General features: G+C 68.1%; 24 protein-coding genes, 1 pseudogene and 1 other annotated feature (1 of these 26 cut by a window edge). Of the genes and pseudogenes, 16 read left to right on the top strand and 9 right to left on the bottom strand.

Translation table 11 applies throughout. The annotated features are described in order from the left end of the window. Window positions 1-12: 12 nt before the first annotated feature. The 8 genes and pseudogenes from H609_RS0111345 (at window position 13) to H609_RS14410 (ending at window position 6,078) form a co-directional block, all read left to right on the top strand. Complete coding sequence (locus tag H609_RS0111345) at window positions 13-801, top strand: VacJ family lipoprotein (protein WP_018876049.1); 789 nt, start codon at window positions 13-15, stop codon at window positions 799-801. Next, on the top strand, window positions 798-1,322 hold the full coding sequence (locus tag H609_RS0111340; protein WP_026279165.1) for a hypothetical protein: 525 nt from the start codon (window positions 798-800) through the stop codon (window positions 1,320-1,322). Before H609_RS0111345 ends, H609_RS0111340 begins: the two co-directional genes overlap by 4 nt. Further along, window positions 1,319-2,707, top strand: a complete 1,389-nt coding sequence (gene mpl / locus H609_RS0111335; RefSeq protein WP_028484983.1) for a UDP-N-acetylmuramate:L-alanyl-gamma-D-glutamyl-meso-diaminopimelate ligase — start codon at window positions 1,319-1,321, stop codon at window positions 2,705-2,707. Before H609_RS0111340 ends, mpl begins: the two co-directional genes overlap by 4 nt. Further along, window positions 2,704-3,339 carry a flavin prenyltransferase UbiX gene (locus tag H609_RS0111330; protein WP_018865833.1) on the top strand — a complete coding sequence of 212 codons (636 nt, stop codon included), beginning with the start codon at window positions 2,704-2,706 and terminating at the stop codon, window positions 3,337-3,339. The genes mpl and H609_RS0111330 overlap by 4 nt, the downstream gene beginning before the upstream one ends. After that, the gene (locus tag H609_RS0111325; protein WP_019558459.1) at window positions 3,336-3,938 is read left to right on the top strand and encodes an LON peptidase substrate-binding domain-containing protein; all 603 of its coding nucleotides are present in this window, start codon (window positions 3,336-3,338) and stop codon (window positions 3,936-3,938) included. The genes H609_RS0111330 and H609_RS0111325 overlap by 4 nt, the downstream gene beginning before the upstream one ends. A 56-nt stretch (window positions 3,939-3,994) precedes the next feature. Then, on the top strand, window positions 3,995-4,381 hold the full coding sequence (trxA, locus tag H609_RS0111320; protein ID WP_018865831.1) for a thioredoxin: 387 nt from the start codon (window positions 3,995-3,997) through the stop codon (window positions 4,379-4,381). 193 nt (window positions 4,382-4,574) lie between these two features. Then, window positions 4,575-5,516, top strand: coding sequence for an AEC family transporter (locus H609_RS0111315; RefSeq protein ID WP_028484982.1), 942 nt, complete (start codon window positions 4,575-4,577; stop codon window positions 5,514-5,516). 357 nt (window positions 5,517-5,873) lie between these two features. Continuing rightward, window positions 5,874-6,078, top strand: a pseudogene (locus tag H609_RS14410) (hypothetical protein). A 135-nt stretch (window positions 6,079-6,213) separates the two neighbouring features. Here the strand turns inward: H609_RS14410 and H609_RS0111310 are convergent. From H609_RS0111310 to thiD, 5 genes are all read right to left on the bottom strand, one after another. Next, window positions 6,214-7,442 (bottom strand): IS3 family transposase gene (locus H609_RS0111310; RefSeq protein WP_155988727.1). Its coding sequence is split into 2 segments (ribosomal slippage): window positions 6,214-7,154 and window positions 7,154-7,442, totalling 1,230 coding nucleotides; the frame shifts between segments, so codons are not numbered across the junction. Beyond that, window positions 7,048-7,164: a sequence feature (AL1L pseudoknot), on the bottom strand. (Overlaps the previous gene by 117 nt.) 244 nt (window positions 7,443-7,686) lie before the next feature. Next, entirely contained in the window at window positions 7,687-8,505 is an 819-nt protein-coding gene (locus H609_RS0111300) for a sulfite exporter TauE/SafE family protein (protein WP_018877288.1), read from the bottom strand. A 90-nt stretch (window positions 8,506-8,595) separates the two neighbouring features. Continuing rightward, the gene (gene hemL, locus H609_RS0111295; protein WP_018877289.1) at window positions 8,596-9,873 is read right to left on the bottom strand and encodes a glutamate-1-semialdehyde 2,1-aminomutase; all 1,278 of its coding nucleotides are present in this window, start codon (window positions 9,871-9,873) and stop codon (window positions 8,596-8,598) included. Between the two features lie 75 nt (window positions 9,874-9,948). After that, window positions 9,949-10,593 (bottom strand): thiamine phosphate synthase, encoded by a 645-nt coding sequence (gene thiE, locus H609_RS0111290; protein WP_028484980.1) that lies wholly within the window; start codon window positions 10,591-10,593, stop codon window positions 9,949-9,951. Next, the gene (gene thiD, locus H609_RS0111285; protein ID WP_018879971.1) at window positions 10,583-11,371 is read right to left on the bottom strand and encodes a bifunctional hydroxymethylpyrimidine kinase/phosphomethylpyrimidine kinase; all 789 of its coding nucleotides are present in this window, start codon (window positions 11,369-11,371) and stop codon (window positions 10,583-10,585) included. Before thiD ends, thiE begins: the two co-directional genes overlap by 11 nt. 83 nt (window positions 11,372-11,454) lie before the next feature. On the opposite strand from thiD, the gene H609_RS0111280 reads away from it, so the two are divergent. Then, entirely contained in the window at window positions 11,455-11,901 is a 447-nt protein-coding gene (locus tag H609_RS0111280; RefSeq protein WP_018880821.1) for a hypothetical protein, read from the top strand. 335 nt (window positions 11,902-12,236) lie between these two features. Here the strand turns inward: H609_RS0111280 and H609_RS0111275 are convergent, their stop codons facing one another. Then, entirely contained in the window at window positions 12,237-12,920 is a 684-nt protein-coding gene (locus tag H609_RS0111275; RefSeq protein WP_018877293.1) for an HAD family phosphatase, read from the bottom strand. Window positions 12,921-13,084: 164 nt separating this feature from the next. On the opposite strand from H609_RS0111275, the gene H609_RS0111270 reads away from it, so the two are divergent. Next, window positions 13,085-13,645, top strand: a complete 561-nt coding sequence (locus tag H609_RS0111270; protein WP_018882488.1) for an RNA pyrophosphohydrolase — start codon at window positions 13,085-13,087, stop codon at window positions 13,643-13,645. Between the two features lie 20 nt (window positions 13,646-13,665). After that, window positions 13,666-15,933, top strand: coding sequence for a phosphoenolpyruvate--protein phosphotransferase (ptsP, locus tag H609_RS0111265; protein ID WP_018865821.1), 2,268 nt, complete (start codon window positions 13,666-13,668; stop codon window positions 15,931-15,933). A gap of 46 nt (window positions 15,934-15,979) precedes the next feature. Here the strand turns inward: ptsP and H609_RS0111260 are convergent, their stop codons facing one another. Together H609_RS0111260 and H609_RS0111255 are read right to left on the bottom strand one after the other, a co-directional pair. Then, entirely contained in the window at window positions 15,980-16,495 is a 516-nt protein-coding gene (locus H609_RS0111260) for a CopD family protein (protein ID WP_018865820.1), read from the bottom strand. A gap of 30 nt (window positions 16,496-16,525) precedes the next feature. Beyond that, window positions 16,526-17,041 (bottom strand): peroxiredoxin, encoded by a 516-nt coding sequence (locus tag H609_RS0111255; protein ID WP_018865819.1) that lies wholly within the window; start codon window positions 17,039-17,041, stop codon window positions 16,526-16,528. 95 nt (window positions 17,042-17,136) lie between these two features. On the opposite strand from H609_RS0111255, the gene argC reads away from it, so the two are divergent. The 4 genes from argC to erpA are packed head-to-tail and all read left to right on the top strand — an operon-like array spanning window position 17,137 to window position 19,839. Then, on the top strand, window positions 17,137-18,192 hold the full coding sequence (gene argC / locus H609_RS0111250) for an N-acetyl-gamma-glutamyl-phosphate reductase (protein WP_028484979.1): 1,056 nt from the start codon (window positions 17,137-17,139) through the stop codon (window positions 18,190-18,192). Between the two features lie 28 nt (window positions 18,193-18,220). Further along, window positions 18,221-18,976: a DUF6776 family protein gene (locus tag H609_RS0111245; RefSeq protein ID WP_018877297.1), complete on the top strand. Its 756-nt coding sequence runs from the start codon at window positions 18,221-18,223 to the stop codon at window positions 18,974-18,976. After that, window positions 18,973-19,407: a polymer-forming cytoskeletal protein gene (locus tag H609_RS0111240; RefSeq protein ID WP_018877298.1), complete on the top strand. Its 435-nt coding sequence runs from the start codon at window positions 18,973-18,975 to the stop codon at window positions 19,405-19,407. Before H609_RS0111245 ends, H609_RS0111240 begins: the two co-directional genes overlap by 4 nt. 57 nt (window positions 19,408-19,464) lie before the next feature. Beyond that, entirely contained in the window at window positions 19,465-19,839 is a 375-nt protein-coding gene (gene erpA, locus H609_RS0111235; RefSeq protein WP_018865815.1) for an iron-sulfur cluster insertion protein ErpA, read from the top strand. A gap of 56 nt (window positions 19,840-19,895) precedes the next feature. Here the strand turns inward: erpA and H609_RS0111230 are convergent, their stop codons facing one another. Further along, a complete protein-coding gene (locus tag H609_RS0111230; protein ID WP_028484978.1) occupies window positions 19,896-21,044 on the bottom strand; it encodes an anhydro-N-acetylmuramic acid kinase in 1,149 nt (382 codons plus the stop codon). A gap of 131 nt (window positions 21,045-21,175) precedes the next feature. Here H609_RS0111230 and tyrS point away from each other — a divergent pair, with 131 nt between their 5' ends. After that, window positions 21,176-21,395: the beginning of a tyrosine--tRNA ligase gene (gene tyrS, locus H609_RS0111225; RefSeq protein ID WP_028484977.1), read on the top strand. The gene runs 995 nt beyond the window's last position; only the first 220 of its 1,215 coding nucleotides appear in the window; it begins with the start codon at window positions 21,176-21,178; the stop codon falls past the right edge of the window.

Below are 21,395 nucleotides of genomic sequence, written 5' to 3'. Positions count from 1 at the left end.
GAAAGGAATTACATGTCCATTGTCTCCCGCTTGCGACCGGGCCTGCTGGCCCTGATGTTTCTTGGCCTGACCGGCTGCGCCACGGTGCCCAGCGAGGACCGTCACCCGGATGATCCCTGGGAGTCCTACAACCGCGCCGTGTTCGAGTTCAACCAGGACTTCGACGAGTCCCTGCTGCGGCCCGCGGCGGTGCAGTACCGGCGTCTGCCGCAGCCGGTGCAGACCGGGGTTGGCAACTTCTTTTCCAATCTCAACGACTTCACGGTCCTGTTCAACAACCTGTTGCAGGGCAACCTGGAGAATGCCGCGTCGGACACCGGGCGCATCATGTTCAACACGACCTTCGGGCTGTTCGGACTAATCGACGTGGCGTCGCCGATGGGGCTGGACAAGAACAACGAGGACTTCGGCCAGACTCTGGGCGCCTGGGGCGTGGCCCGTGGCCCCTACCTGCAACTGCCCTTCCTCGGACCGAGCACGGCGCGGGATGCCCCGGCGCGGCTGGTGGATGGCTACACCAGCCCGCTCTATCACACTAACCTGCGCGACGATCACACGGGGTGGTGGATCGGCCTGATCGCGCTGGACGTGGTCGACATGCGCGCCGGTCTGATCTCCACCGAGCGCATGCTGGCGCAGTTGTCCGATGACCCCTATATCGCGATGCGCCAGGGCTACCTGCAGCGCCGCGACTTCCTGGTGCGGGGCGGCATGGGGGACGAAGAGGCCGGTGCCATGCTGGACGAGCTGGAAGAACTCGAGGCGCTGGAGGCCATGGAGGCCGAGGAGCAGGGGCGTTGAACGGTCTGACTCCGATGCTGAACATCCTGCGCCTGCACAGCGGGCCGCAGGACCTGCCGGCGGACAACGGCACCCTGATCTTCTGGGTCGGCATCGCGCTGATCGCCGGGATGGTGATCGGCATCCCGCTGTACGGCTTCGGCCAGGCGCTGGCGCTGAACGTGATGGACCTGGTGGTCCTGTACGCCTTTGTCGTCATCGTGCTCAGTCTGCGCGGGGTGCCGGACCGCTGGCGCCAGACCTTCACCGCCATGGCAGGCACGGGCGCGGTGCTGGGGCTGTTGATGGCGCTGCTGATGCTGCTGGCAGGCGGCCCCGATCCGGCGCGCGAACCCGAGGACGTGGCCACCGGCGTCGTGCTCGGGATGCTGGTGCTCTTCGCCTGGCTGCTGCTGGTGTTCGGCCACATCCTGCAGCAGGCGCTCGGGCTGGGCATGCGACTGGTGGGTATGCTCATTGCGCTGGGCTACATCGTGATCTCCAGTGTGCTCACCCAGACCGCGATCGGGCTGTTCCAGTGAGCGCCGGGCACCTGCACATCCTGGGCATCGGCGGGACCTTCATGGGCGGGCTGGCCCAGCTCGCCCGGGCCCGTGGCTACACCGTCACCGGCTCCGACCAGAAGCTGTATCCGCCCATGAGTGACCAGCTGGCGCAGGCGGGGATCACCTGGCACGAGGGCCATGATCCGGACACGCTGCCCGACCGCGGCCCGGTGGTGGTCGGCAATGTGATGCGGCGGGGCATGCCCGTGGTCGAGGCGCTGCTGGAGCGCGGGATGGACTACACCTCGGGGCCGCAGTGGCTGGCCGAACACCTGCTGCGCGACCGCTGGGTGCTGGCGGTGGCCGGTACCCACGGCAAGACCACCACCGCCAGCCTGCTGGCCTGGATTCTGGAATACGCCGGCATGGCCCCGGGTTTTCTGATCGGCGGGGTGCCGGGCAATTTCGGGGTCAGCGCGCGCCTGGGGGATGCGCCGTTCTTCGTGATCGAGGCGGACGAGTACGACAGCGCCTTCTTCGACAAGCGCGCCAAGTTTGTCCACTACCGCCCGCGGACCCTGGTGCTGAACAATCTCGAGTTCGATCACGCCGACATCTATCCGGATCTGGCCGCGATCGAGCGGCAGTTCCATCATCTGGTGCGCACCGTGCCGGGCCAGGGGCGCATCCTGCTGCCGGCCGGCGATGCCGCGCTGGAACGGGTGCTGGAGATGGGCTGCTGGACCCCGGTGGAGTACCTGAGCACCCATCCCGATTCGGGGGTGTCCGCCGCGCTGGCCGCGCGCCCGCTGAAGGCCGATGCCTCGGAGTTCGAGGTGCTGGCGGATGGCGCTGTGATCGGGCGGGTCGCCTGGTCCATGAGCGGCCGGCACAACCTGGCCAATGCCCTGGCCGCCCTGGGCGCGGCGCGCCATGCCGGTGTGCCCCTGGCCGCAGGGATTGAAGCGCTTCCGGAGTTTCGGGGGGTGCGGCGGCGCCAGGAAGTCCGCGCCGAGATCGACGGCATCCGGGTGATCGACGACTTCGCCCATCACCCCACCGCGATCCGCCTGACCCTCGAGGGGCTGCGCGGACAGGTGGCCCCGGGCGGGCGCCTGGTGGCGATCCTCGAGCCGCGCTCCAATACCATGCGCATGGGGGTGCACGCGGAGGCCCTGGGCACCGCGCTGGAAAAGGCGGATGCGGTGCACCTGTACCATGCCCCGGAGATCGACTGGTCCACCGAGGGGCTGCAGCGGCAACTCGGCGAGCGGCTGTCCGTGGCGCGCGATATCGAGTCCCTGCTGCAGGGGATTCTTGCCACGGCGCGCGCCGGCGATACGCTGGTCATCATGAGCAACGGAGGCTTCGACGGGCTGCACCTGCGCCTGATCGAAGCCCTGCAGGGAACGCCCGCATGAGTGAACGCCCGCGCAGCATCTCTCTGGCCCTGACCGGTGCCTCCGGGGCCCCGTACGGCCTGCGCCTGCTGCAGTGTCTGGTGGAGTCCGGGGTTCAGGTGCATCTGATGCTGTCGAAGCCGGCCCAAGTCGTCCTCGGTCTGGAGACGGACCTGGACGTGCCGGGCCGTCCGGTGGAGATCGCGCGCTACTTCACCGAACTCTACGGCGCGGCCCCGGACCAGATCCACTGCTACGGGGCCGAGCAGTGGACCGCACCGGTGGCCAGCGGCTCCGCCGTCCCGGAGGCGATGGTGGTCTGCCCCTGTACCACGGCGACCGTATCGGCGATCGCGACCGGGGCCTCGCGCGGCCTGATCGAGCGCGCCGCCGACGTGGTCCTCAAGGAGCGGCGCCGGCTGCTGCTGGTGGTGCGCGAGACCCCGTTCTCCGAGATTCATCTGGAAAACATGCTGCGTCTGGCCCGCATGGGCGCGGTGGTGATGCCGGCCAACCCGGCCTTCTATCACCGGCCCCAGTCCATCGACGACCTGATCGACTTCATGGTGGCCCGCGTGCTGGATCATCTTGCTGTCGAACATGCCCTGGTGCCGCGCTGGGGTGCGGCAACCCCGCCGGGAGAGGATGCATGACCACGCTGCCGCTGTTTCCGCTGAACACGGTGCTGTTCCCCGAGGGGTTGCTGCCGCTGCGCATCTTCGAGACCCGCTATCTCGACATGGTGCGCCGCTGCCTGCGCGACGATGGCCGCTTCGTGATCGTGGCGACGGAGCCCACCCCGGAATCCGGGGCGCTTCCGGCCGAGACCGATCCCTCCGCGGGTTTCTACGGCGTGGGGACCGAGGCGGCCATCGTGGACTGGGATCAGCGGCCGGATGGCCTGCTGGGCATCCTGGTGAAGGGCGAGGGTCGCCGCGTGATCCACAACCCCCGCCGCGCCGAGGACGGCCTGTGGCTGGGCGAGGTGGAGTCGCTGCCGGAATACCCCGAGGTGAGCCTCCCGGTCGATTATGCCTCGCTGGCGGACCTGCTGGAGCGCCTGCTGGACCAGCTGGGGACACCCTGGTCCCACCTGGAACGGCGCTTTGACGACTCGACCTGGGTGGCCGCCCGCCTGACCGAGCTGCTGCCGATCGATCTCGAGATCAAGCAGCAGTTGCTGGAGGCCGACGACCCCATCGAACGCCTGGAGCGGCTGCGAGCGGCCATGCTCGCAGCATCGAAATCCTGAAAGCCGGCGGCGAGGCTGGTAAGGTTCCGGTACATTTTTAACCGGAGCCCGCCATCATGGCCGTTCAGGAACTCACGCAGGACAACTTCGAATCCACCATCACCGGGAACGACATCGTCATCCTGGACTTCTGGGCCCCGTGGTGCGGCCCGTGCCAGCAGTTCGCCCCGACCTTCGAAGAGGCCTCCGGCAAGCATTCCGATGTGGTCTTCGCCAAGGTGAACACCGACGAGGAGCAGGGCATCGCCGGCGCCTTCCAGATCCGTTCCATCCCTACCCTGATGATCTTCCGCGAGCAGATCATCGTGTTCTCGCAGCCGGGCGTGCTCTCCGCCGGCCAGCTGGACGAGGTTCTGGGCAAGGTCCGCGAGCTGGACATGGAACAGGTGCGCGCCGACGTCGAGCGCCAGCAGCAGGAACAGCAGCAGGCCGGCGGCGCGTAAACCGCCCCGGACGACTGCCGTCTGCGGGCCCTGGCCCGCAGGACCGAACCCGGCCGGGTGCCCGCCCCGCCGGGTTTTTTCGTGTGGGGCGTGTGCCGGCGCCGTAGAATGGGCGCTGACCGCCCCGACCCCGCCTCCAGGCGCGAAAGGATGCCTTCACCATGCCCTCCTCTCCCCAGGATGCCGGCCCGTCATGCTGAGCGTGATGACCCAGATGGGGGCGCTGATCGTCGCCGGCGTGGTATGGCGCGCACTGCAGCCCGGCGGCCTGGACGCCGACCACACCCGCCGGGTCCTGACCACCCTGGTTTACTACTTGCTGCTGCCGGCGCTCGTCCTGCAGGTGCTGTGGGTCGCGCCGCTGGGCCTCGACTCCCTGCGGATCGCGCTGGTGGCGGGCCTTACGGTCCTGGCGATGGTCGGGGTCACGTTGCTGGCCTGCCGCGTGTGCATGGCCGAACGGGCTGCCATTGGCGCGATGCTGCTGGCGGCAGCCTGGCCCAACGCGACCTATCTGGGCCTGCCGGTACTCGACAGCCTGTTTGGCGACCCTGGGCGCGCGGTGGCAATCCAGTACGACCTGTTCGCCTGTCTGCCGCTGGTACTGACCCTGGGGGTGCTGCTGGCGCGGCGCTACGGGGATCCCGAGGCCGTGCGCCTGTACGGGGGCGGCAGCCCGCTCCGGGCCCTGGCGGCGGTGCCGTCCATCTGGGCGGCGGTGGTCGGCGTGGTGCTGAATCTTGCCGGTGTCCCGCTGGTCGACTGGCTGGATGTCTTTCTCGGGTTTCTGGCCGACAGTGTGGCGCCCTTGATGCTGTTCTCGCTGGGGCTGGCGCTGGTGTTCAACCGCTTTCGCGGGCACGATGCCCGGCCGCTGGCGGTGGTGGCCGTGGTCCAGCTGGTCCTGGCTCCCGTTTTTGCCCTCGGGCTGGTGTTGTGGACGGGGCTCGAGGGGGTGCCCGGTGTCGGGTCGGTACTGGAGGCGGCGATGCCGGCGATGGTGCTGGGGCTGGTGTTCTGTGATCGGTTCCGGCTGGATACCGGGCTCTATGCGGCGGCGGTGACGCTGACGACGGCGCTGTCGCTGATCACCCTGCCGCTGTGGTTTGCCCTCGCCACCCATCTCATCGCCTGACCTTTGGGGCTTCCCCCGCCGTCTGGCTGTGGCTGGTCCTGGTTCGGCATCCGGTGTTTACGGTGGCTCCGGTCCACATACTGCCAGGCGCTGACTCGCCAGCGCGCCCCGAGTGACTTCTTTGCTCGTGCAAAGAAGTCACCAAGAAACACGCCCGACTGCCGCGACCCCGGCCCGCTGCGCGGGCCGGGGTTTCCCTCGCTCCGAGGGTTTTCGCGGGCGGCGCTGAACTCGCTGCGCCTTCGGCTCCGCTCAGACATCCAGCGCCTTTTCCCCACGAAAACCCTCTCCACTCGGCGCGACGACAACGGGGGTTCAAGGTCAAGACAACAGCGATCCACAGGTTCGTGGTAATAGATGAAGGCTGGGTCTTCCGGCATCTGGGCACGCTCGGCCTTTGGCCGTTGCGTGCCGCGCCCGCGAGCGGGCGCCGGGGGCTTTCGGGCGGCGTTGTATATGGTGAGGCGCAAACGCGGGAATACGTTCGGTTTTGACCTTCCCCTCCCGTATGGAGCCCCTTGCGGAAGGGTGCTCGGGCCGGGAGAAGGCGCTGGATGTCTGAGCGCAGCCGAAGGCGTAGCGAGTTCAGCGCCGCCGGCCCGAGGGCCCTGGAGCAAGGTTCCCGGGCGGAATCCGGGTGCCCTTCTTTGGGCACTTTTGAACCGCCCCGGGTTTCCCGGAGACCCGTTGGTTTGGGTCACGCTGCACGAACGGACCCCTGAACTTGTTGATGGTACTGCGCTTCGATGATTGCCGGCGGTCGATACCCGTTGGATTCCAACAGGCGTCGCCGGTTGAACCAGTCGACCCACTGGAGCGTAGCCCACTCGACGTCGCGTCGATCGTTAAGACGTCCCCAGTAGGCCCGGACCTCGGTCTTGTACAGCCCGTTGATGGTCTCCGCCAGGGCGTTGTCGTAGGAGTCACCGACCCGGCCCACCGAGGGCTGGAGCCCGGCTTCTCCGAGGCGGTCGGTGTAACGCACCGATACGTATTGCACGCCGCGATCGCTGTGATGGATGGGACGCGGCGTGCCCCGTCCCATCCGGGCCTGCAGCGCCTGTTCCAGAGCCTCCAGGGTCAGGTCGGTACGCAGGCTCCGACTGACGCGCCAGCCCACGATGCGGCGGGCGAACGCATCGGTGATGAAGGCCGTGTAGACGAAGCCCTCTCGCGCCGTGGGCATGTAGGTGATATCCGCCACCCACAGGGCGTTCGGACGCTTGACCCGGAAGCACCGTCCGACATGATCCGGCGGGAGCGCGATCCCGAGCGCCGGACGGGTGGTGCGCGGGGCCTTGCCCCGCGTCACCCCGCGCAGACCCAGGGCGCGCATCCGCCGCGCCACGCTGCAACGCGCGACGTCGCAGCCCTCCAGCCGGAGGGCATGCCAGACCTTGCGCACACCGTAGACCCTGAAGTTGTCTTCCCAGACGTCGTGGATCTTCGCGTCCAGCGCCGCGTCCTGCCGGACGCGGGCGGGAAGCCGCCCGGGATCCCGTTCCCGGGCCTTGTGCTCGTAGTAGGTCGACGGGGCGATCGGCAACTCGCGGCAGATCGGCTCGACCCCGTAGACCGCACGCTGGGCGTCGATGAACGCCCGCATCACTTCTCGTGGCGGTCGAGCTCCGCCTGGGCGAAAAACGCCGAGGCCTTGCGCAGGATCTCGTTGCTGCGCTTGAGCTCGCGGTTCTCCCGCTCCAGCGCCTTCAGGCGTGCCCGTTCGTTATCCGACAACGCCGAGGCATCGTCCCGCTCGCGCTCCGCGCGGCGGACCCACAGCCGCAGCGTCTCGCCCGTGCAGCCAATCTTCGGTGCAATCGACTGGATCGCCGCATGCTGCGACGAATACTCCTCCTGGTGTTCCCACACCAGCCGCACCGCCCGTTCCCGGACCTCCGGGCTATACCGTGTCGTCTCACTCATCGCTCTATCCTCCCAAGGATCAGAGCCTCCGGAAAAGTCGGTACGGTTCACTTTCTTGGGCAAGCAAGAAAGTGCCTCGGGGCGCGCTGGCGAGTCAGCGCCAGGCAGTATGTGGACCGGAGGCACGTAAACACTGGATGCCGAACCGGGACCAGCCACAGCAGGGAGGGCGGCCCGACGAAGCCCCATAAACACCAGATAACGGGCCAGGAAGTGTTTAGAAGTGCGTGGCGAAGCCCGCGCGTTAGCGCAGGAGCATCAGGATGCCGGCGAGGATCAGGACGCCGGCGAAGCCGCGGCGGAGGATGGCGACGGGCAGGTGATGCGTGAGCCAGACACCTGCACGTACGCTGATGGCCGTGCCGATCACCACGCCGAGGATGGCCGGCAGATAGAGATAGCCCAGCGCCCACTCCGGCGCCTGGTAGGTTGGATCGGTCCACTGCGGCAGGGCGAACACCAGGCTCGCGCCGATGGAGATCGGCACGCCGAGGGCTGCGGCGGAGCCGATCGCCCGGCGCAGTTCCAGCCCCTGGCTGACCAGGAACGGCGTGGTCAGCGTGCCGCCGCCGATGCCGATCAGCGCGGAGACGGCCCCGATCACGGTGCCGCCTCCCAGCCAGACGCTGCGCCTCGGCACGGGCGCCTTCGGCGGCTGAACGTTGAGCAGCATCCAGATCCCGATCGCGACCTCGAAGGCACCGAAGATGCGCCCCAGGTGGTCGGAGTCGATGCGCGTGGCCAGCCAGGCCCCGAGCAGGGCCCCGACGATGATGCCGGGCAGCAGCCGGCGTACGGCCGCGCCGTCCACGCCGCCCCGGCGATGGTGGGCGCGGGCCGACAGGATCGCGGTCGGGATGATGGCGCCCAGCGAGGAGCCGACCGCGAGCTGTACCAGGCTGGCCGAGTCGAAGGCCAGCAGGCTGAAGATCGCGACGAACACCGGCACCAGGATCAGCCCGCCGCCGATGCCGAACATCCCGGCCGGGATGCCGGCGACCAGCCCCAGAAGCACAAATAGCAGCCCCAGCGCCAACGGTGACTGGATCAGCGTATCGATCATTCGTGCGTAGCGCCGGGTGGTGGGTAAGGGAACAGTGGGCCGGCAAACCGCTGGGGCGCTGGCCCACTGTTCAGGGGGGAGAAAGCGCGCTCAGAGCGTTTTGAAGCACTTGCGGGCGGCCTCGATGGTGGCGTCGAGGTCCGCGTCCGAGTGGGCGTTGGACATGAAGCCGGCCTCGAAGGCACTGGGGGCCAGGTAGATGCCCTCGCCCAGCATCGCGTGGAAGAAGCGGCCGAAGGCGGCGGTGTCGCAGGCGGTGGCCCCGGCGAAGTCGGTGACCTTCTGGTCCGAGAAGAACAGGCCGAACATGCCCGGCACCTGGTTGGTGGTCAGGGCGACCCCGGCCTCGCGCGCGGCGTCCTCGAAGCCCGCGACGACCTTCTTCGTGCGCTGCTCCAGTTCGTCGTGGAAGCCCGGACGGGACAGGATCTCCAGGGTCTTGAGCCCGGCGGTCATCGCGATCGGGTTTCCGGACAGGGTGCCGGCCTGGTAGACCGGACCCAGCGGCGAGAGGTGTTCCATGATCGCGCGCTTGCCACCGAAGGCCCCCACCGGCATGCCGCCGCCGATGATCTTGCCCAGCGTGGTCAGGTCCGGGGTGACGCCGAGATAGCCCTGGGCGCAGTTCTTCGAGACGCGGAAGCCGGTCATCACCTCGTCGAAGATCAGCACCGCGCCGTGCTGGTCGCAGACCTCGCGCAACGTCTCGAGAAAGCCCGGTTCCGGCGGGATGCAGTTCATGTTGCCCGCAATCGGCTCGACGATGATGCAGGCGACCTCGTCGCCCTTCTCGGCAAAGAAGGCACGCACGCCGTCGGCGTCGTTATAGGTGAGGGTGCTGGTCAGCGCGGCCAGCTCCTTCGGCACGCCGGGGGAGCTCGGCTGGCCGAGGGTCAGGGCGCCGGAGCCGGCCTTCACCAGCAGCGAGTCGCCATGGCCGTGGTAGTTGCCCTCGAACTTCACGATGCGGTCGCGCCCGGTGTAGCCGCGCGCCAGCCGGATCGCGCTCATCGTGGCCTCGGAGCCCGAGTTGGTCATGCGTACCAGGTCCATCGACGGCACCAGCTCGCAGACCTTCGCGGCCATGTCGTTCTCCAGCCGGGTCGGGCAGCCGAAGGACAGGCCGTTGTTGCAGGCCTCGCGCACCGCCTCGATCACCTCGGGGTGGGCGTGGCCGGCGACCATCGGGCCCCAGGAGCCGATGTAGTCGATGTAGCGCTGGCCGTCGGCGTCCCACATGTAGGCGCCGTTGGCGCGGTCCATGAAGATCGGGGTGCCGCCCACGCCCTTGAACGCGCGGACCGGGGAGTTCACGCCCCCGGGGATGTGCTGCTTGGCGGCCTCGAACAGACGCTCGGTTTCCTGCATGACGGTGTCCCTGTAGTTCAATGGAATCGGTAGGCCCGGCAACCATAGCGGCGGCCGCCGGGCGGTGCAAAGTGGTCAGTCGAACAGTGTGCTGATGCGCCGGGCGGCGGCCTCTGGATCGGGCGCGGCGCTGATGCCCTGGATCACGGCGACCAGGTCTGCCCCAGCCGCGACCACTTCCGCCGCGTTGTCCGGGGTGATGCCGCCGATGCCGCAGATCGGCAGGTCCAGGGCCGCGCGCGCCTGGCGGATCAGCTCCGGCCCGGCGAAGGCGGCCTCTGGCTTGGTCGGGGAGGCGAACATGGTGCCGAAGGCGACATAGCTCGCACCGGCCCGGGCGGCAGCTTCGGCGGGTGCCAGTTCGTTGTAGCAGGAGACCCCGACGACTGCGTCCGGCCCCAGGAGCGTGCGGGCCGCGCTCGGGTCCGGATCGTCGCGGCCCAGGTGCACGCCGTCGGCCTGGATGCGCGCGGCCAGCTCGGTGTCGTCGTTGATGATGCAGCGCGCGCCGTGCGTGTGGGTGAGGGCGACCAGCTCGCGGGCGATCGCCTCGCGCGCTTTGCCCGCGAGCTCCTTGTCACGGAACTGGATCAGGCGCGCACCGCCGCGCAGCGCGGCCTCGGCATGGGCGAGGTGGGTGGCGCGCGGGTCCGCGCCCTCCGGTACCGCGGGGGTGATGAAGTAAAGCCCGCGCAGGGGCGCTCGGCTGTCAGTCGTCATGCGGGCACAAGCGGTTGGGGATGTGCTGGCCGTGACCGGGGGCGTAGCCACGGGCGATGGCATCGTTCATGAAGGCCTGGGCCTCGATTACGGCTGGCTCGATATCGCGGCCACGGGCGAGGAAGGCGGCGATCGCCGCGGCCAGGGTGCAGCCGGAGCCGTGGAAGCCGGCCGGGTGGCGTGGCAGCTCGAACGGGCGCACGTGGTCGTCCTCGCGGTAGAGGCGATTGATGATCGGGTCCTGTTCGGTGCCCTCGTGCCCGCCGGTGACCAGCACGTTGCGCGCGCCCAGCTGGCGCAGCTGGTGGCCCCACTGCGCGGGGTCCTCGCTGCGGGCCAGGCGCGCGGCCTCGGGTCCGTTCGGGGTGATCAGCGTGGCGCGCGGCAGCAGGGCCTCGCGCGTGGCGTCGACGACCGCCTCGGTGGCCAGCGCCCCGCCGCCGCCGGCGACCATCACCGGGTCCAGTACCACCGGGATGTGCGGGTGTGCGCCCAGCAGTGCGGAGACGACGGTGACATTCTCCACCGAGCCGAGCATGCCGATCTTGATCGCCGCCACCTCGAGATCGGCTAGGGTGACCTCGATCTGGGCGCGCAGCTGCTCCGGTGGCAGCACGGTGAAATCCACCACGTTGCGGGTGTCCTGCACGGTAATCGCGGTCACGGCCGTGGCCCCGTGTACGCCGAGGCGGGTGAAGGTGGTCAGGTCGGCCTGCAGACCCGCGCCGCCACCGGGGTCGGAGCCGGCAATGGTCAGCGCGATCGGGGGATGATTCATGAATGGGGGCTCCCGTGCTAAGGTTGCGCGCGCCCCGGCACCCCCGGGGCGTTCCTGTTCCGAATCCCGGGAGTGTACGCAGCATGAGCCACGAGTTCGAAGTCGAGTCCATCCGTCCCCTGGTCGCCGCCGCGAAGGCCGGCGGTACGCTGAATGCGGAGGTCGACCAGGCCCTGGCCGCGCTGGAGCAGGAGATCAACCGGATCGCCGCCGAGCTGCAGGTGGAGCACGTGGGTCCCGGGGTGGGCATGGCGGACATGAATGCCCAGCATGTCTATCGCCTGGTGATCCGCCAGCACGAGATCGACGTGACGCGGCATGAGTGGAGCCTGTGGGTCTGCGATGCGCTCGACAACTGCGACTTCCGCGCGACCTGGCCGGTCACCGGCGCCGGGCGTCTGCGCCGCAAGCAGGTGACGGCCGTGGTGCCGGAGCTGGTGACCGGCTACCGCGATGCGGTCGTGGCCGCCGGCAAGGGGGATACCCCGGCTGGCCAGCGCCTGGCGCAGATCGCGGCGGTCTTTGAGTAACGCGGATCGCTCTACGCGCCAGGCGGCGTCAGCACTATAAAGGTCAAGGGCGGTTGCACCACGAAGCGCACGAAGACACGAAGAAAGGGCGCAGGGCGTTTGTACCACAGAGTGCACCGAGGCCACGACGAAGATTGAGCGTTTTTGCTGGGGGCTGGCGGCTGGTGGTTTCTGGGGGTGTGTGCAGGTAACGTGTCCCAGGGCGCGGCTTGTACCCTTCGCTCGGTCCAATCAATTCGATCCGTCGAGCCTTCCTTTGATTTTCTTCGTGTCTTCGTGTGCTTCGTGGTGAAATCAGCTCGCCGTGCCAAGGGCGCGAAGCGTCTGGTAGCGCCTTAAGCTGCGCTGTCGGGGTCGCGCAGCGAGATGACCGGCCAGCCCTTGTTGCGGGCATGTTCCGCGAGGGTGGGGTCCGGGTCCACGGCCACCGGGCGGCCGACCTGCTCCAGCAGGGGGATGTCGTTGCGCGAGTCGCTGTAGAAGCTGGCCTGCGTGATGGTGCCCTCGGGATCCGGGTGATCGGCGAGGTGCTGGCGCAGGCGCTCGATCTTGCCCTCCTGAAAGCAGGGCACGCCGGTCAGTTCGCCGGTGAACTCCCCGTCTTCGCGTTCCTCCGCCAGGGTGGCGATCAAGTGGTCCACGCCGAGGAGGTCGGCAATCGGCTGGGTCACGAACTGGTTGGTCGCGGTGATGATGACCAGCTCGTCTCCGGCCTCGCGGTGCTTGTCCAGCAGACGCTGGGCGCCGGGGGCGATCATCGGCCGGATCAGCGTCTCGATGAACTGCTCGCGCCATTGTTCCAGCTGCGCGCGTGGGTGCTCGGCCAGTGGGCTGAACGCGAAGCGGCAGAACTCGTGGATGTCGAGGACGCCCGCGACATACTCCTGATAGAAGCGGTCATTGGTCTCGGCGTGGCAGGTCGGGTGCACGGCGCCCACCTCGGCCAGGAACTGGTTCCAGGCGTGATCGCTATCGCCGGCAAGAAGGGTGTTGTCGAGGTCGAACAGGGCCAGGGCCATGGGGTGATTCTCGGGTTGGCATGAGTCGGGCGAAAGTGTACCGGCGGGCGTGGCGGCCTGCAGCCTCGCATCCCCCGTCGGGCCCGCACCGGAGGCCGGGTAGGGGCTTTGCCGCCAGGGCGTCCGCTGTGGAACAATGCCAGTAATAGAAAAGCGTCTGGCTGATGCAAGTGATTGATTGTGACGGGTATCGCGCAAACGTAGGCATCATCCTGTGCAACGCGGAAAGACAGCTGTTCTGGGGCAAGCGGGTCGGTCAGGAGGCCTGGCAATTCCCCCAGGGGGGCGTGCACGCGGAAGAAACGCCGGAAGAGGCGATGTACCGCGAGTTGCGCGAGGAGACCGGCCTGTTCCCCCGGCACGTCGAGGTGCTGGGCGCTACCCGCCATTGGCTGCGCTATCGCCTGCCGGAGCGCATGGTCCGGCGCCATCAACGCCCGGTCTGCATCGGCCAGAAGCAGCGCTGGTTCCTGCTGCGCATGGTCGGAGATGAGAACGACGTGGTGCTGAATGCAATGGAAACCCCGGAATTCGATGACTGGCGCTGGATCGATTACTGGCGCCCGGCGCGCGAGGTCGTGCACTTCAAGCGCCAGGTCTACCGCCGGGCGCTGTGCGAACTGGTGCCGCTGATGTTCCCCGAGCTGGATCAGGGGCGCGCCCGCGGTTCCGATAGCCGCACCCCGGAACCCTCGCTGAACCGCCCGTCGGTGTCGTCGCGTTGACGGTCCCGAAGCAGCCCTCGATGCTCGAGGTCCTGCGCCGCGTGGTGCAGGAGGTCAATGGTGCGGCCGATTTCTTCGAAGCACTGCACATCATCGTCACGCGGGTGAAGGCGGCGCTGGAGATCGATGTCTGCTCGATTTACCTGAAGTCGCCACAGTCCGGGCGCCTGGTGCTGATGGCCTCGGAAGGTCTGCGTTCGGAATCGGTGGGGCAGGTCGAGATGGACCCGTCGGAAGGCCTGGTCGGTCTGGTCGCCTCGCGCGCCGAGCCGGTCAACCTCGACAGCGCCCAGGATCACCCGCGCTTTCGCTACTTCCCGGAGACCGGCGAGGAGCACTTCCTCGCGTTCCTGGGCGTGCCGATCATCCATCAGCGCAGCCTGCTGGGCGTGCTGGTGGTGCAGCAGCACCAGGCGCGCAAGTTCGATGACGAACACGTCTCCTTCCTGATCACCCTGGCCGCGCAGCTGGCCGGGGCGATCGCCTACGCCGAGTTCAACGACGAGATCTCCTCCGAGACCCCGCTGATCGGTCATGTGAACGTCGAGGCCACCGGCATCGCCGGCTCGCCCGGCGTAGCCATCGGGCGCGCCGTGGTGGCCTACCGGCTGGCCGATCTCGATTCCATCCCGGATCGCGAGAGTGCCGGGGTGGACGGCGAGCTGGAGCACTTCAAGCAGGCGGTCGCGGAGACGCGCACCGAGATCGAGGACCTGAAGCAGCGTATGGGCGAGGCCCTGGGGCCGGACGAGCAGGTGCTGTTCGATGCCTACCTGATGCTGCTGGGGTCCGACTCGCTGGTGCACAAGACCGAGGCGCGCATCCGCAACGGCCAGTGGGCGCCCGCCGCGCTGCGCGACACGGTGCGCGAGAGCGTGCGGGTGTTCGAGGACATGGAGGACCCGTACCTGCGTGAGCGCGCGGCCGACGTGCGGGACCTCGGTCGGCGCGTGCTGTCGCATCTGCTGCCGGCGGATCGCAGCCAGGACGAGTTTCCCGAGGGCGGCATCCTGGTCGGGGACGACCTGACCGCGTCGCACCTGGCGGAGGTGCCGATCGAGCGGCTGGGGGCGATGGTCTCGGCCAAGGGGACCGGTTCCTCGCATATCGCGATCCTCGCGCGCGCGCTGAACATCCCGGCGGTCATGGGGGTGTCCGAGCTCCCTGTGGGCCGGCTGGAGGGGCGCGAGATCCTGGTCGACGGCTATCGCGGCCGGCTGTTCGTGAACCCCAACGCCGAGTTGCGCGCGGAGTTCGAGCGTCTGGTGCGCGAGGAGCGCGAGCTGGCGGAGGACCTGCGTGCGCTGGCCAAGGACGCGGCCGAGACCCGGGACGGGGTCGCCGTGCCGGTGCTGGCGAATTCCGGGCTGCTGGCGGACATCAAGCCGTCGCTGGAGTCCGGGGCCGAGGGGGTGGGGCTGTACCGCACCGAGGTCCCGTTCATGATCCGCGACCGCTTCCCCGGCGAGGAGGAGCAGGTCCAGCTGTACGAGCAGGTGCTCGCCTCCTTCGATCCCATGCCGGTGACCCTGCGGACCCTGGATATCGGCGGCGACAAGGCCCTGCCGTACTTCCCGGTCAAGGAGGACAACCCGTTCCTCGGCTGGCGCGGCATCCGCATCTCGCTGGACCACCCGGAGATCTTCCTGACCCAGCTGCGGGCGATGCTCAAGGCGAGCCGGTCACACGACAACCTGCAGATCCTGTTCCCGATGATCTCGGCGCTGGATGAATTGAAGGGTTCGATGAGCCTGCTCAACCGGGCGCGTGAGGAACTCCTGGACGAGGGCTTCCGCATCCCGATGCCGCGGATCGGCGTCATGGTGGAGGTGCCGGCGGCGGTCTACATGTCGGAGATGCTCGCCCGGCGGGTGGATTTTCTTTCGGTGGGCACCAATGACCTGGTCCAGTACCTGCTGGCGGTGGATCGCAACAACGCCCGCGTGGCGCACCTCTACGACACCCTGCACCCGGCCTGTATCCACGCGCTGGAGACGATCACCGAGGGCTCCCACCGGGCCGGCAAGCCGGTCAGCGTGTGCGGGGAGATGGCGGCCGACCCGGCCGCAGTGATCCTGCTGCTGGGGATGGGGATCGACAGCCTGAGCGTCAGCGTTTCCTCGATCCCGCGGGTGAAATGGGTGATCCGCAGCTTCTCCACCGACCGCGCCGAGGCGCTGCTGGCGCAATGCCGGCTGCTGGAGAACGCCGACCAGATCCGCTCGCTGCTCAATAACGCCCTGGTCCAGGCGGGGTTGGGCGGCCTGGTGCGCGCCGGCAAGACCTGACGCCGGGAGTCCGTGTTCCGGCGCCCGCGGTTGTCCGGGGGGCCCGCTATCCGTTGCGGCTGGTCCGCCACAGCGCGATCAGCGCGCTCAGCAGGAAGATCCCGAGCACCACCCCGATGGCGATCAGGGCGTCGGGGATCGAGCGGTTGATCACCAACACCACCGCGCCCACCAGGATGGGGACCGGCACCTCGTTGAACCAGCGATACCAGGTGTGATCGCGACGGTTCAGGTCGTCGCGGAAGTCGCGCACGATCTTGCCGCACCAGACGTGATAAGCGACCAGGATCGCGATCAGGGTCAGCTTGAAGTGCATCCACGGCTCGGCCAGGTAGAACGAGCGATCCACCAGCATGGCCACGCCGAAGGCAATGGTGATCAGGGCGCCGGGGGTCATGATCCCGTAGAACAGCTTGCGCTCCATGATCTTGAAGCGCTCGTGGCCCAGGGCGTCCTCGGTCATCGCGTGATAGACGAACAGGCGGGGCAGATAGAACAGCCCGGCGAACCAGGTGACCATGAAGATCACGTGCAGGCTTAGGAACCAGTTGTACGCTTGCATGGAGGTCCTTCTCGTCGGGCGGTGCCGGGCTTACGAGAGCCAGCGTTCCAGGTGGCGTTCGATCTGTTCGAAGTCCGGGTCGCCCAGCTTCTGATAGACGATGCGGCCATTCGGCGAGATCAGGAAGGTGGTCGGCGTAAGGCGTACGCCGCCGTAGGCCTGGGAAAAGGCATCGTCGCTGTCGTGGATGACCTTGTAGGGCATCCCGCGATCCTCGCGCATGGCCTCCACGCGGTTGATCGGGTCGTAGGACAGCGCGACCGCGAGCAGCTCGAATCCCTTGTCCGCGTAGGTCTCGTGCAGGTGGATCAGTTCCGGGATCTCGCGAATGCAGGAGGGACAGTTGGTGGCCCAGAACGAGATCATCACCGGCCGTCCCTCGTAGTCCTCCAGCGACACCTGTTCGCCATCCAGTGTGGTGGCGGCGAAGGCGGGCGCCGGGCGCATGCCGTCGTCGGTCAGCCAGATGGTCGCGGCAATGGCGACCAGCGCGATGATGAAGATGCCTCCGAAGATGGCCTTGCGGTCGATCCTGACTTTGCTCATGAGGTGTGATCCGTTGATCGAATAGCCTGCAAATGTGGACTGGCAGGGCGGGCGTGCGTTCCGTGGCCCCGGCCAAGGCGGTATCATGCCGCAGCATGACGAATGCAACCAACAGCAAACCCATCCGCATCGGGGTTGTCGGTGCCACCGGCTATACCGGTGTGGAATTGCTGCGCCTGCTGGCGCGGCACCCGGCGGCCGATCTGCAGGTGGTGACCTCGCGGGGCGAGGCGGGCACGCCCGTGGCCGAACTGTTCCCGAGCCTGCGTGGCGCGGTCGACGCGGTGTTTCAGGCGCCGGATGAGGCTACCCTGGGCGAGTGCGACGTGGTCTTTTTCGCGACCCCGCACGGGGTGGCCCACGCGCTGGCCGCGCCCCTGCTGGAGCGGGGCACGCGCATCATCGATCTGTCGGCGGATTTCCGCATCCGCGATCCCGATCTGTGGGCGCAGTGGTACGGGCAGGCCCATGGCGCGCCCGAGTATCTGGGCGAGGCCGTGTACGGCCTGCCCGAGCTGAACCGGACGCTCATCCGCGATGCCCGCCTGATCGCGGTGCCGGGCTGTTATCCGACGGCCGTGACGCTTGCGGTTCTGCCCCTGCTGGAGGCCGGCCTGATCGATCCGGCGGACGTGATCGCGGATGCCAAGAGCGGTGTCAGCGGGGCTGGGCGCAAGGCGCAGATCGGCGGGCTGTTCGCCGAGGTGCAGGAGGACTTTCGTGCCTACGCCAGCGGCGGGCACCGGCACTGGCCGGAGATCCATCAGACGCTGAGCGGGGTGGCCGGGCAGTCCGTGGGGCTGATCTTCCAGCCGCATCTGGTGCCCATGACGCGCGGGATTCACGCGACCCTCTATCTGCGCCCGCTGGCGGCGGATGCGGACTGGCAGGTCTGTTTCGAGCAGCGCTACCGCGACGAGCCGTTTGTCGACGTGCTGTCGCCCGGGGCCCATCCGCAGACCTCCAGTGTGCGCGGCACCAATGTCTGTCGGGTGGCGCTGGCGCAGCCGCCGCATTCCGGTCGACTGATGGTGCTTTCGGTGATTGACAACCTGGTGAAGGGCGCGGCCGGGCAGGCCGTGCAGAACATGAACCTGATGTTTGGCCAGCCGGAAACCGCAGGCCTGGACGCGCTGCCGGTCTTTCCCTGATGCCGGGTCTGGCCGTATGAGTATTCCGGTGCCGCGTCTGCCCCGGCGGCCGCGGATCCCGGCTCGGCGGCGGGCGTCCGGACGGCGCCGCGGAACGTGGTGGGCCGGCCTGCTGACAATCGCGCTGGTCCTGGCTGCGGTCGCCGGGGGACTGGGCTGGCTGGCCAGCGAGCGACACGACGGGACGGCGGGTGTGGAACCGCAGGCAGGGATCGACGCCCTGCGGGCGGACCTGGAGCGGGAGGTCGCCGCGCGCCAGACCGCCGAGGAGGCGCTGCGCCGCGCCGAGCAGCACCTGGCAATCAAGGAGGCCGAGCTGGCGGCCTATGCCGGTGACATCGAGCGCCAGGAGAAAGAACTGCAGACGTTGCGCGACGAACTGGCGTTTTATCAGCGTCTCGCGGAAGGCTCGGGCGAGGACGGTCTGGGCATCCGGGCCCTCCGGTTGCAGCCGACCGGGCAGTCCGGTGTGTTCGATGTCAGCTTTCAGCTTTACCGTCCGGGGCTGGGCCGCTCGGTGGATCTGCGCTGGTCGCTGGAGGTGGACGGCCTCGCGGCGGACGCGGAAGAGCCGAGCACCCTGGATGCCGAGGCGCTGGGGCTGGATTCCGGGCGTACGCTGGAAGAGCTGCGGTTGCTGCGGCATCAGCGCGTCCGGATCCGGCTGCCGGAGGGCTTCGAGCCGCAGCACCTGACGTTGCGCGCGAGCGCCGAAGATGACGAGGAACTGGATCCGGTTTCCGAACGGGCCGACTGGGATCGCCTGCTGGAGGGCATGCAATGATGGGACGCAAGAAGGGCCGCCGGGCGGGCAAGGTGGACACGCTGGTTGGGCGCAATACGGTGATCCATGGCGATGTCGAGTTCGGGGGCGGGTTGCACATCGAGGGTCGCGTGATCGGCGATATCCGGGCCACCACCGATCCTTCCGCCGTTCTGGTGGTGGCGGACGGGGGCGTGATCGAGGGCCATATCGCGGTCCCGCACCTGCTGATGAACGGAGAGGTGCAGGGCGATGTCCATGTAGGCGAGCATGTGGAACTCGGCGAGACGGCCCGTCTGGTGGGCAATCTCTACTACACCATGCTGCAGATGGCGGAAGGCGCGCAGATCGACGGCCTGCTCAAGCGGGTGGATCACCCGCTCCAGGGTGAACTGGAGGGGCCTGGCGAGACCCAGGCCCTGACCAATCCCACGGAAGGTGGGCATTCTTGACTCTGGGGCTCAGTCTTCCGTAGCGTGAATGAAAATGATTATTACAGGAGGCCCCGAATGTCCGAGCCCATGACGTCCGAAGCGGAAATGGACATCGAAATCCCCAGCCCGCTGATCTTTACCGATGCCGCGGCCACCAAGGTGAAGGGGCTGATCGAGGAAGAGAACAACGACAACCTGAAGCTGCGCGTGTTCGTCAGCGGCGGCGGTTGCTCCGGCTTCCAGTACGGCTTCACCTTTGACGAAACCGTGGGTGATGGCGACACCGTGGTCGAGAATGGCGGGGTGACCCTGCTGATCGACCCGATGAGCTTCCAGTATCTGGCCGGCGCCGAGATCGACTACACCGAGGGTCTGGAGGGCGCGCAGTTCGTCATCCGCAACCCGAACGCCACCACGACCTGCGGCTGCGGCTCCAGCTTCTCGGTCTGAAGCCGACCGCAAGCGAGTCAGGCGAAGGCCCGATCCGGTGGATCGGGCCTTTTTTGTTACCGCCCCTGGTCCGCGGGGTCGGTGGGGCGGGCGTGGCCGGGGATGATGCAGCCGAGTACCCGCGGCCCACGTGCACCGGTTACCTCGGGAAGGTTGCCGGGCTCCCCCGCAAGGGTGCGGGCCGCCAGCCACGCAAATGCGGCGCCTTCCACCTGTTGCGGAGGGATGCCATGGCGTTCGGTGGACTCCACGCGGGTATCGGGCAGAGCCTGCGCCAGGCGCTGCATCAGGTAGCGGTTGTGCGCGCCGCCGCCACACACCAGCAGGCGGGCGGGCGGCTGCGGATCCAGATGCGTCAGGGCGCGGCGTACGCCTTCCACCGTCAGTTCGGCCAGGGTGGCCTGGAGGTCCTCGGGCCGGAGCTGGTCGAGGCGGTCACCCGCGACATGGCGCAGCCACGCGGGGGAAAAGTACTCTGGTCCCGTGCTCTTGGGCGGGGGGCGCCGGAAGAACGGGTCCTCCAGCAGTCGGGCCAGTAGCTCGGGGTCGGGTGTTCCGCTGCGTGCCCAGTCACCATCCCGGTCGAACGGGGTCGAGTGGTGGCGCCGGTTCCAGTCGTCCATCAGGGTATTGGCGGGTCCGCAGTCGAAGCCGATCACGGGTGCCCCGGGTGGCAGCCAGGTGACGTTGGCGATGCCTCCGAGGTTCAGCACCGCGCGCGTCTCGTCCGGTGCGCCGAACTGCATCGCATGAAAGCCGCAGGCCAGCGGGGCACCCTCGCCCCCGGCGGCGATGTCGCGCGGGCGAAACTGGGCCACGGTGTCGATCCCTGTGGCCTCCGCAATACGGAACGGATCTCCGATCTGCCAGGTGAAGGGCGGTTCGGCGTCCGGGGCGTGGTGAACGGTCTGTCCGTGACTGCCGATCGCGCGAATAGCGCCGGGTGCCAGGCCGGTCTGGTCGAGCAGGGTCTGGACCGCGCGGGCGAACAGCATCCCCACACGTGCGTCCAGCATCCCGAGGTGCCGGTATTGCAGGGCCTCGCTGGTGGCGGCGGTCGCCAGTTCCAGGGCCAGATCGTCGGGGTAGTCCAGCTGGCAGTGATCCACGACGGTGACGGCCCCGTCCTCGCGGATCTCGGTGAGGACGGCGTCCACGCCGTCCCGGCTGGTGCCGGACATCAATCCGATAAAGCGTTGTGTCATGCGCGTGTTCCTCAGGCCGTGTTGGACCCATTCTGGACCACGGCCGTGTTTCGCGTCTGTCCGGGCCTCGCGGTATCCTTGCGCGCGTCCGGCCCGCCCGGCCGGTTCTCCGATCTCGAACAAGGGGCGACATGGAACTCGAAGACCAGCTGGCCGTGATTCGTCGCGGCGCCGATGAAATCCTGCTCGAGGACGACCTCGTCGAGCGTCTCAAGACGGGCCGCCCCTTGCGGATCAAGGCGGGATTCGACCCCACCGCCCCGGACTTGCACCTGGGCCATACGGTGCTGATCAACAAGCTGCGCCAGCTGCAGGATCTGGGGCACCATATCCTGTTCCTGATCGGCGATT

The sequence above is a fragment of the Thioalkalivibrio sp. ALE17 genome, assembly GCF_000425605.1.
GTDB lineage: Bacteria > Pseudomonadota > Gammaproteobacteria > Ectothiorhodospirales > Ectothiorhodospiraceae > Thioalkalivibrio.
This window is presented reverse-complemented; position numbering and strand designations above follow the sequence as displayed.